This is a genomic window from Zoogloea sp. 1C4 (genome assembly GCF_009469605.1).
In the GTDB taxonomy this organism is placed as follows: domain Bacteria; phylum Pseudomonadota; class Gammaproteobacteria; order Burkholderiales; family Rhodocyclaceae; genus Zoogloea; species Zoogloea oryzae.
In genome coordinates, this window is record NZ_SSXU01000022.1 from 56,344 (window position 1) to 66,214 (window position 9,871).

At 62.2% G+C, this 9,871-nt stretch carries 8 protein-coding genes and 1 tRNA gene; 6 read left to right on the forward strand and 3 right to left on the reverse strand.

Annotated elements, in window-relative coordinates; translation table 11 throughout:
• Nucleotides 1–80: 80 nt before the first annotated feature.
• The 6 genes from GH681_RS19300 to GH681_RS19325 all read left to right on the forward strand — a co-directional run bounded on the left by GH681_RS19300 (nucleotide 81) and on the right by GH681_RS19325 (nucleotide 4,731).
• Entirely contained in the window at nucleotides 81–755 is a 675-nt protein-coding gene (locus GH681_RS19300; RefSeq protein WP_153163178.1) for a response regulator transcription factor, read from the forward strand.
• Complete coding sequence (locus tag GH681_RS19305) at nucleotides 742–2,238, forward strand: sensor histidine kinase (RefSeq protein ID WP_153163179.1); 1,497 nt, start codon at nucleotides 742–744, stop codon at nucleotides 2,236–2,238. Before GH681_RS19300 ends, GH681_RS19305 begins: the two co-directional genes overlap by 14 nt.
• Before the next feature lie 75 nt (nucleotides 2,239–2,313).
• Nucleotides 2,314–2,389 (forward strand) — tRNA-Phe (locus tag GH681_RS19310).
• Between the two features lie 259 nt (nucleotides 2,390–2,648).
• Complete coding sequence (locus tag GH681_RS19315; RefSeq protein ID WP_194271283.1) at nucleotides 2,649–4,088, forward strand: site-specific integrase; 1,440 nt, start codon at nucleotides 2,649–2,651, stop codon at nucleotides 4,086–4,088.
• On the forward strand, nucleotides 4,085–4,495 hold the full coding sequence (locus GH681_RS19320; protein ID WP_153163181.1) for a hypothetical protein: 411 nt from the start codon (nucleotides 4,085–4,087) through the stop codon (nucleotides 4,493–4,495). The genes GH681_RS19315 and GH681_RS19320 overlap by 4 nt, the downstream gene beginning before the upstream one ends.
• The gene (locus GH681_RS19325; RefSeq protein ID WP_153163182.1) at nucleotides 4,483–4,731 is read left to right on the forward strand and encodes a type II toxin-antitoxin system Phd/YefM family antitoxin; all 249 of its coding nucleotides are present in this window, start codon (nucleotides 4,483–4,485) and stop codon (nucleotides 4,729–4,731) included. The genes GH681_RS19320 and GH681_RS19325 overlap by 13 nt, the downstream gene beginning before the upstream one ends.
• Nucleotides 4,732–5,156: 425 nt before the next feature.
• Here the strand turns inward: GH681_RS19325 and GH681_RS19330 are convergent, their stop codons facing one another.
• From GH681_RS19330 to GH681_RS19340, 3 genes are all read right to left on the reverse strand, one after another.
• Complete coding sequence (locus tag GH681_RS19330; RefSeq protein ID WP_153163183.1) at nucleotides 5,157–6,659, reverse strand: Fic family protein; 1,503 nt, start codon at nucleotides 6,657–6,659, stop codon at nucleotides 5,157–5,159.
• Nucleotides 6,660–6,911: 252 nt separating this feature from the next.
• Nucleotides 6,912–8,891, reverse strand: coding sequence for a site-specific integrase (locus GH681_RS19335; protein WP_153163184.1), 1,980 nt, complete (start codon nucleotides 8,889–8,891; stop codon nucleotides 6,912–6,914).
• A 636-nt stretch (nucleotides 8,892–9,527) separates the two neighbouring features.
• Nucleotides 9,528–9,871 (reverse strand): transposase (locus GH681_RS19340; RefSeq protein ID WP_228111996.1); only part of this gene is annotated, 344 nt, incomplete at its 5' end.

Sequence of the window (9,871 nt, forward strand, 5' to 3'; positions counted from 1 at the left end):
GAGTAAAAGGAGAACAGCGGTCGCACTATGCCGGTAGCCGCTTACTCAAAACTTACACCTCAGCTTCGAACAAAAAGACCATGCGGATTCTGTTGGCCGAGGACGACCTCATCATCGCGGACGGCCTGACCCGGGCGCTCAAGAAGGCCGGTTACGCCGTCGATCACGTGCCCAATGGCGCCGAAGCCGACGCCGCGCTGCTCGGGCAGAGCTTCGATCTGCTGATCCTCGACCTGGGGCTGCCCAAGCTCTCGGGCATCGAGGTGCTGCGCCGCCTGCGCAGCCGCAAGTGCACGATGCCGGTGCTGATCCTCACCGCCCAGGACGGCGTCGAGGATCGTGTCCGCGGCCTGGATGCCGGCGCCGACGACTACCTCACCAAGCCCTTCGCCCTGCCCGAACTCGAAGCCCGCGTGCGTGCGCTCACCCGCCGCGGCACCGGCCAGGCCCGCTGCATCGAGTACGCCCGCCTTGCGTACGACCAGGCCGACCGGGTGGTGAAGATCGACGGTCAGGTGGTCGAGCTTTCCGCCCGCGAAGTCGGCCTGCTGGAAGTCCTGCTCCTGCGCGCCGGCCGGCTGGTGAGCAAGGAGCAGCTGGTGGATCACCTGTGCGGCTGGGGCGAGGAAGTCTCCAACAACGCCATCGAGGTGTACGTCCATCGCCTGCGCAAGAAGCTGGAGCACAGCGGCGTGCAGATCGTCACCGTGCGTGGCCTGGGGTACTGCCTGGAAAAGCCGGATGTGGTCGCCTAGGTGGCGCAAGGCGGCGGCCGACGATGCCGCCGCAGACGGCAAGGCCTTCAACTCGCTGTTCGGCGAGATCCTCGACTGGATGCTCGCGCCGCTGCTTTTCCTGTGGCCGATCTCCATCATCGTCACCCACAACGTCGCCAACAGCATCGCCAACCAGCCCTACGACCAGGCCCTGGCGGTCAACGTGCGGGCCATCGCCCGGCTGGTGAAGGTGGAGGGCACGCTGGCGCGGGTCAATTTTCCCGCGCCCGCCCGGCTCATCCTGCGGGCCGACGAGGACGACACGGTTTACTACCAGGTGCTCGGCTTCAAGGGCGAGCTGCTGGCTGGCGACAAGGACATCCCGCCCATCGCCGCGCCCGACAACGTCGAACCCGATCTGGTGATGTTCCGCGACGAGCAGATCGCCGGTGAGGAAGTGCGCGTCGCCTACCAGTTCCTGCAACCGCTGGACGGCGCGCCCAGCCGGCTGGTGCTGCTGCAGGTGGCCGAAACCCGCAACAAGCGCAGCACCCTCGCGTCGCGGGTCGTCACAGGTGTGCTGCTGCCCCAGTTCGCGATCATCCCCATCGCGGTGATCCTCGTCTGGCTGGGCCTGTCCCGCGGCATCGCGCCCCTCAACCAGTTGCAGAGCCTGATCCGCCGTCGGCGCCCGTCGGATCTGTCGCCCATCTCGGTCTCCGGCGTGCCCGAGGAAGTCCGCCCGCTCATCATCGCCTTCAACGACATGATGGCGCGGCTCGAGGAGAACCTGCAGGCCCAGCAACGCTTCATCGCCGACGCCGCCCACCAGATGCGCACCCCGCTCACCGGCCTGCGCATGCAGACCGACCTGGCCTTGATGGAAACCGACCCGAAGCAGGTCCACCGTTCCCTCGTGCAGATCTCCCAGAGCGCCGAGCGGGCCGGCCACCTGATCAACCAGCTGCTCTCCCTGGCCCGCGCCGAAGCCAGCTACGAGAAGATCTACGCCGTCGAGCGGGTTGATCTCGAATCCCTGCTGCGCAACATGCTCAGCGACTTCGTGCCCCGCGCCCGCCAGAAGGACATCGACTTCGGCCTCGAAACCACCGGCGAGCCGCTCATCATCGAAGGCAACCCGGTGCTGCTGGGCGAGCTGCTCAAGAACCTCATCGACAACGCCATCAAGTACACCCCAGAAGGCGGCTGCGTGACGGTGCGCACCCTCGCCACCGAGCGGGCCATCGTCGAGGTGGAAGATACCGGCATCGGCGTGCCCGAAGCCGACCGCGAGCGCGTCTTCGAGCGCTTCTATCGCGTGCTGGGCAGCTCCGAGAGCGGCTCCGGCCTCGGCCTGCCCATCGTCCGTGAGATCGCCGACCTCCACCGCGCCACCGTCAGCCTCATCCCCAACCCCAGCGGCAAGGGCACGATCGCCCAGGTCGTCTTCCCCCGCGCCCGCGCTGCCGAAGACGACACCAGCACGTCCCGCGCTACCGCCGGTCAGTTCCCCCCGGGCTGAATCCAGGTTGCACACAAATATTGGCGAAATTATTTGACAAGCCCCTGATAGGGGGCTATTATTTGCGCTCTCTCAGGCCAGTTAGCTCAGTTGGTAGAGCAGCGGATTGAAAATCCGCGTGTCCGTGGTTCGATTCCGCGACTGGCCACCAAGAATTATCAAGCACTTAGCCCAGCCCATAAAGCTGGGCTAAGTGCTTTTTGTGCCTTGTTCTGACGTTTTTCTGTCAAACGGGCCGGTGGCCGATGGCGTTTGCATGCGCTCCAGTGCGCACTTGCAGCGCATGTCGACGGTTCATCCTCGCTCTGCGTGCCTATACGCAACTCCTACTTTCTTGGAGTTGCTCATGTCTCTGCACACATCTGTCTTCATGCCCCCCTGCAAGGCGCCTGCCGCCGAAGGCGGGCTCCATGGCTAAGTCCTACCAGGAAGGCGCCGGCTGGGCCTTTCGGATGCGTATTCGGGGTGAGGATATTTATCGCTCCGGCTTCAAGAACAAGACCGAGGCGATGCGTGCGATGGAGGCGCTCAAAGCCGAGTTGTGCGATGCGCCCGCACAGTCCGGACGCGGTGCGCATCGAACCAGCGTGGGCGCGGCGTTCTCGGATTATGCGAAGGAGCGCCTGCCGTACCTCAAGGGCGCCAGTCAGGACGTTCGCCGTATCAATCGCTACCTGCGGGCCCTCGGGTTGCCCGTCGTCGAGCTCACCCCGGTGACGCTTGTGAAAGAGGGGAAGCGTGTCTTTTGGGACGTAACTTTCGTTGAAGAGCCCGTACGGGTCATCCCGGCGTCGCTGACCGCGCACCGGCATCGCCTAGGCAAGGGTAGCGCGGAGAGCGATCGGGCCCGCAAACAGCTGGCCGGCATGATGATGGCCGATGTGACGACGCATCACGTCCAGGCTGTCATCAACGCCTTGCGCGCAGAGGGGAAAAAGTCGGCGACCATTCACCTCGAACGTTCCGAGCTGCGCCGGTTGTTCAAGCACGCCAGCGCGGTGTGGAAATGGCGAGGGCTGGGGGGGAATCCTGCCGATGCCGAAGTTGATATGCCCGCGGTCGAGGCGGGGCGCGACCGCGTCGTCACAAACGAAGAGTGGCAGAAGGTCTCGAAGCACCTGGCGGCCTATCCCAACCCTTACGCAGCACCACTCGCCTGCCTGATGCTCGAGACCGCTATGCGCTCGTGCGAGCCGTTGGTGCACCTGCGCTGGGGTGACATCGACTGGCGCCAGCGGGTGATCAAGCTGCGGGATGCCAAAGCCGGCGCTCGTAAGGTGCCCCTGGGGCCCGGTGCCCTGCATGTTTTGTCGCAACTGAAGAAGTATGCGGCCACGCCCCCGCTACCCGACGACAAGGTGTTTCCGACGACCTACGAGGCGGTCAAGAAAGCCTGGGCCGTGTCCTGCAAGAAGGCAGGTTTGACGGATGTCGGGCTGCATGACCTGCGGCACACTTCGGCGACCCGTTTTGCGCTTGAGTTCAAGGGCAATCTGCCAGTGCTGATGGTCATCACTGGGCACAAGACGGCCCAGATGGCGATGCGTTACGTGAATATTGAGGCGACGCAGGTCGCGACGATGATGCATAAGGAACCATTGCCCGTGGAGCACACGGCGGCTGGCTACGAAATGGATGTGACGGCAGCGATGGACGCTGCGTTCGAGGCGCGAGAACAGGCCGAGAGGGAGAAATCCAGGAAACCATTCAGTCGTGAGCCGCAAGCGCCTGTGGGCGCGATGGGCTGGGGAGATGCCCGTGTGGCTGACATCATTTCGGCACCCAGGCCGGCGGCTGGCGCTCGCTCGGGCAACATCATCCCGTTCGATTTCCGCAGGAGGGCCGCATGATGGCAGGCGGTGCGCATGTGCCTTCGGTCGAGCTGAAGACGGTCGAGTTCATCCTGGGCGTCTTGGATGCGCGGGCATCCCGTGCGGTACAACTGCGCTATCACGGATTTCGGGTGTCGCTCGAGTACGAGCCCGAGTTGTCGGTGCCAGGCGTTGGCACCTTCAAGGATGTGTTGGTGATTACAGACGTCTACGTCCCGCCGCGCTATCGCCAGTGCGGCTGGTTTCGGGCCTACCTCAAGCTGTGTGGGCTGCTCTGCGGCGATGCGTTGATCGTCGATGAGGTGTACGGACCGGTGCGTGATGCGCTCATCGGTTACGGCTTTGTGCCCGTGCCCGGAGATGCAGTGATGCTGAGCAAGCAGTCCCCTTGGAAAGCGTCCTGGAGGCCAAGATGGCACACCTGATTCTGGCGGAAACCGCCGCGACCGTTTCCGAACTGAAGCGCAACCCCATGGGTACAGTTGCTGCGGGGGAGGGGATGCCCGTTGCAATGCTGAATCGCAGCGCGCCGGTGTTCTATTGTGTTCCCGCAAAGGCCTACGTAGCGTTGATGGATCGCTTGAAGGACCTGGAGCTCAATGTCCTTGCCGATACCCGTGCCGGCAAGCGCGTCACCCGGGGGGCGCTCGATGAACTATGAGCTTGGATTCATCGATGAGGCCCTGGCCGAGTGGAGAGCACTCGACGGCAGCGTCCGGGCGCAGTTCAAGACGCTGCTGGCCGAGCGTCTGAAAAAGCTGCCCGTGCCGGCAGCCACGCTCGGGGGCATCCGGATCGCTATGAAATACCGCTCCGCAGGGGTGGGCTCCGACTGGTCTATGAGGTGCGGGGCCAGCAACTGGTTGTGGTCATTGCGGGCGGCAAGCGGGATCGCAATGCAGTGTTCAAGGCCGCGGCCGGACGCTGCCCAATGGAGCGCTGACGCAAGGATCTAGCGCAGGAACGTAGCGCAGGAAACAAGATAAGCCCGGGAGAGCCAATGCCTTCCCGGGCTTCTTCCATGTTTGGCTGCGAAAGCGAACCCGTCAGTCTGCCCAGCGGCCCTGAAGGCGCTCGACCATCGACTCAGGCGGTTCCCGCGTGGGGCTCTGGAAACACCAACCGGAAGTTCCGTAAGTCCGTCTTGAAGGCATTGCTCCGCTTGAACGCTTCGTAGAGCAGGTGTCGTGGTTGGGTGTAGTTGAACGCTGCCGTCCAGTTATGGAGGCGGACCATCGTGTGGAGGTAAGGCGTGGCGTCGGCGTGGCCCGACAGGCGCTTCAGCGGCAGCAGGTAATCCTCGCGAGAAACCGTCGGCACGATGATGCGGGACCGGCCCGCAGCGCTCAGAACACAGTTCATGGCCAGGCGCGCCGTTCTCCCATTCCCGTCCAGGAAGGGATGCACCTCGGAGACGACGAACATGGTCATCAGCGCGCGGGCGAGCGGGTCCTCCAACGCCTGAATCCGCTCGAAACCCTCCCGCAGCGTGCCCTGCACGAGCTCGGGGGTTACGAATGGCGTCGCGCCGGCCTGGTTGTTACGGCTTTTCCACTCTCCTGGGTGCTTGTCCGGTCGGGACTGCATGACCAGCGCATTGACACTCTTGAGCCAGTGCAGGAAGTCGTCCGCCGTGTTCGCGGGCTGATCGCGCCATGGCCCATGCATTGCGCTCTGGAAGGTCCCCAGAAGGTCGTGGGCGTCTTCCAGCCGGTTCGGGATGAGCCGGCCTTCGAATACGATTTCTTCGGCTTCGCTGACCAGAAACGTGGTGCCTTCGATGTAGTTCGAGAAGTAGGCTTCGAAGAATGCGAAGTTCTCGCGCGCGACGCCAGCTTCCGCCGTGGCGGCCACTTCCGGCAAGGCCTCCGAGCGTAGCCGGCTGAATAGCGTGTCGAACAGGGTGAGGCGGTCCGGGTCAGAGGAGCGGCCGGCGGCACGTGCGAGCCCCTGCTTGCCATATCGTTTCTTGTTCTCGTCGGCTTCCAGCAGGGCGCCCATGATGGCGTCCAGTCGCTTGAACTCCTTTTCTCGACCCAGGGTGTCAGCCAGCGTGCGACAGGCATCCCGGAGTTGATTGAACCGATCCTCCCCGCGGATCGAGAGCATCTTGTCGAGCTCCGCCTCGAGCACGTCCTGGGGAAGCACGCGCTCGCTCACACCACGGCCCGTCGCCAAGTTCTCCAGCAACCAGCGAGGTTGGCTGGCGAGGAACAGGCGCTTGTAGGGCGTATCGCCTTCGGCCGCGCCCTGTCCCGGAATGATCTTGATGGCGAGGCCGGGCAACTCCAGGGTTCGCGGTCGATTGCCACGCGTCACGTGAAGGCGCCCCTCAACCGGCTTCGCGTCATACCCGCTCCGATAGCTGAGGACGCCGCCGGGCAAAAGGTGGCTCGCAATCTTCGCCCAGTGACGCAGCACGAGCGTTTCCGGGGGGCTGGTCAGATTGCTGGTGTAGACGCCCTGGTACAGCTTCCGCAGTCGCCCCTCGGCGAGAAGCCGAAGAACCTGACGGTCTGCGGAGGGGCTGCCTTCACCGGTAAGCAGGATCTCTGGCAGCGAGATGTCGGTTTTCTGCTTGATTGCCACGTTCAAACCCTGATGATGTGTCTGTAGTTTGTATTATTCGACAGATTTTTGTCTGAAAATTGTTTAACTCTCGCGCACGGGTTGTCGGATTCGTGTGGAATGCAGCCTGGAGGACTCTGTCGTGTTCTCCAGGCTGCATTTCGTGGCGAGTTGTGAGTCGCGGCTGTGCGCGCCCATCGCAACCGAGAACGTAGGGTCACCTCATAACGCGGGCTACGCAGCTGCCGCGTTCAGGCGCAGGATTGGACAGGCTCATTTCAGTGTGTCGAGATAAGCCTCGTAACGTGAGAACGAGTCGTCTCGGCGTAGATGGGCGTAGTTCTCCAGCACGGTCGTCAAGTTGTCGTTCAGCAGTTCGGCCACTGTGAGGAAGTCTCCGGGATGTTTGCGAAGCCAATCTGTGGCGACGAGGTGGCGCATGGCATGCGGACCGAAGCCGGGCGAGCCAGGGATGTAGCGTCGTGTCAGATGCCGCACTGTTCGGCTCAGTCCCTCCCAGATTCCGCCGTCCTCGTCACCGACCAGCAGGTAAGTACTGGCCTTACCTGCCAGCAACGTCTCCCGGTACTCCCCGATGTACTCGTCCATCATGGGTTTGACCCAGTCCGCAACTTTGACCGAATATCCCCGGGACTGCTTGCTGTTGCCGGTCTTCAGGTGCACCGGTTGCAACTGGATACGCCAACCTTCTGTCGGACTTCCGCGGACCGTGCCGTGGCCGTTTGGCATCCAGGTGAGTGAGGCGAGGGTTCGCACTCGCATCGGGTTGGACAGCAAGAGTGCGAGGACAAGTGCGTTTCGCTTATGTCTGGCTTCGCTGATGCTTCCAGGGGAAGAGTTGGCGGCATCTGTGTCGATGCGAACGATCGCGTCCCGAATCGGCTTGAGTGGATTAGGCGAGTTCAGAAGGTTCGCAATGGGTTCTTCCGGGTTGCGACTGACACTGGTTGCACTACGGATGTAGTCGCGCAGGAATTTATGGCTCTTCGCACACATTTCCCGCCAGGCATCGTCACTTGCGGGCCGAAATCCCTCGGGTAATCGGACCCGGTAGACGGCGGCCTGCTGCCACAAGAACCCGGTCTCAGGGCGGAGCAGACTGGAGACAGCGCGGGCAAACACCTTCTGTCGGTTGTGTCGAATGCCGTCGGATTGACTTGTTATCCATTGCAGGAAACACTCAAGCGCCTGGGGATGGGCGCACCAGGCTAGCGTTTGTGGCGGCGGTTCATACCACGTGATGCCCCCGTTCTCCGGGGGCAGGTTGGTCAGAACCCCAAGAAAGGTGCGTATGCGTTGCATGAACATGCTGGCGGTTGGACAGACCATCGTCCCGCGCTGGGCCAAGGGACTTACGGACGAAGCGACGGTCTGTGGTATGAGGCGCCAATGGCCACGAGGTTGACGCTCGAGGATTGGGAAATCGCTGATCTTGTAGTCGAAGAGTGCGCGCCATTCTTGCAGGAAGGAGACATCCAAGGCGGATTCGGGAAGGGGCAGATTGTGCTTTGGACGTTCTGCCATCCGCAGGCGGTGAGAGGGCATCGCCACAGCCGTCTCCTGCTCATTGATGGGCTTCTCTATGAGGTTCACAAGGGTGTCGCGGGCAAGGCCGAGCCTTACCTCCAGCCGTCGTACAGCGGGCAGCGTATCGGCACGCGGTGTGGCGCCTTTCAGCCAGCGCCACAGGGTGGTCGGATCTACCCCCGCTTGCTTTGCCAACGTCTTGGGAGCAACGCCGGTTTCCGCGATACGCAGCCGGAGCGTAGTCTCGAGGCTGCGCTGCTTGTTGGGCGGCGGAGTGTGACTAGCAGTGAGCGAGGCTTGGTAGAGCTTCTGCATTGCATGAAGGTGCAGCCTTCGGTCGCGGCGTGTCCGGGGTGCTACGGTGATGCTTTCGAGATAGTCCCGGACCTTGGCGTCGAAGTTTCCGGCCAGTTCCGTGCCGATGTTTGAGTCGACGGTTTTTCCACAGAACGCCAGGTAACCGTTCAAAGTGCTCAGGTAATTGCGGTATTGCTGGACTGCCGAGGCGGTCGGGCTGTCGTCGATGGAGAAGCTTTGCTTCAGTTTGTTGATGAGGTCGAGGTAAGGAAGTGCCACAAGGAGCTCCAGTGGGTTGGAGCCCGCAAACACGCTGTTGAACTGTGTGACCTCGATGACGTTATCGCCGGTAACGACGGAATAACGCGTGTTTTCCAAGTTGCTGAATCCATAATAGTTTCCTTTCATTTTTTACCCCTCTGCTTGGAAGGCAGGAGGGCTGAGTAGCGTTATCGCGAGCCAGGGTTGTAAGGGTGTATAGCGCGCGATGGCGGTGATGAGCTCGCTACATTTGTGGCTGAGCGTGGCTTTGCTCGGGGTCTGCCTCTGTCAGGGGGGCCGCCCAGCATGCGATATCGCATAGGTGGTAGCTGGTTTTTGGTCAGGGCCATTCGGCGCGTCGATGAGCAACCAGGCACCATCGCTCGGGATGACGATGTCCGATTGAGTCAGCGCCTTCTTAGAACTCGATCGGGCCTCTTGGCGCATTGTTTCTGTACCTCCTGGAGCACGTTGAGCTTCAGTGCGCGCGCTAAAAGAAGCGAGATGCCCGATTAGCATTCTTCGCTCAGTCACCCTCGTCTCCGCTGTTATCTGATATGGCATCAGTGCAATCATCTGGGAGTAGGAGCCCCGCTTTCTTGCGGTAGTAATAGGTGCGGCGAGAGATGTCGAGCTGTTCCCACGGCTTTGCTTTCTCAACCGAATCGACGTTGCCTTCGTTCCAGCGTTTCAGGGCGCGAGCGCGCTGTATCTCGCTGAAAGCGTGGTGAGTAAAAAGTCGCCAAGTCCATTTGGCCACGGATTTAGTCGGCCCTGAAATATTCAATTCGCCGCTTGCAGCCGCCAGCCTGACGGCCAGGCTGCGTTGCCACTGAGCACCCGCCCAAGCATCCCGACCAGCACGCCGAGCGCAAAAAGGGCCGTCAGCCCCAAACGAGCCACCGCCCGCAGTAGCCAGCGCAAGTTGTAGCCCGCGGCACAGAGCACCGGGTGCAGCACATCTCCTTCAGATCCTTTCAGCCAGTTCCGCCGTAGCCCGCAGTCGTCCTTCAGGTGTCCGATTACGGGTTCGACTGCTTGACGCCGTTTAAGCAGACGACGCGCCTTGGCACTCAGGTTCTTGATTCGGCCCCGGTGGATGATCTCGACCCCGGGCACTTCCACAC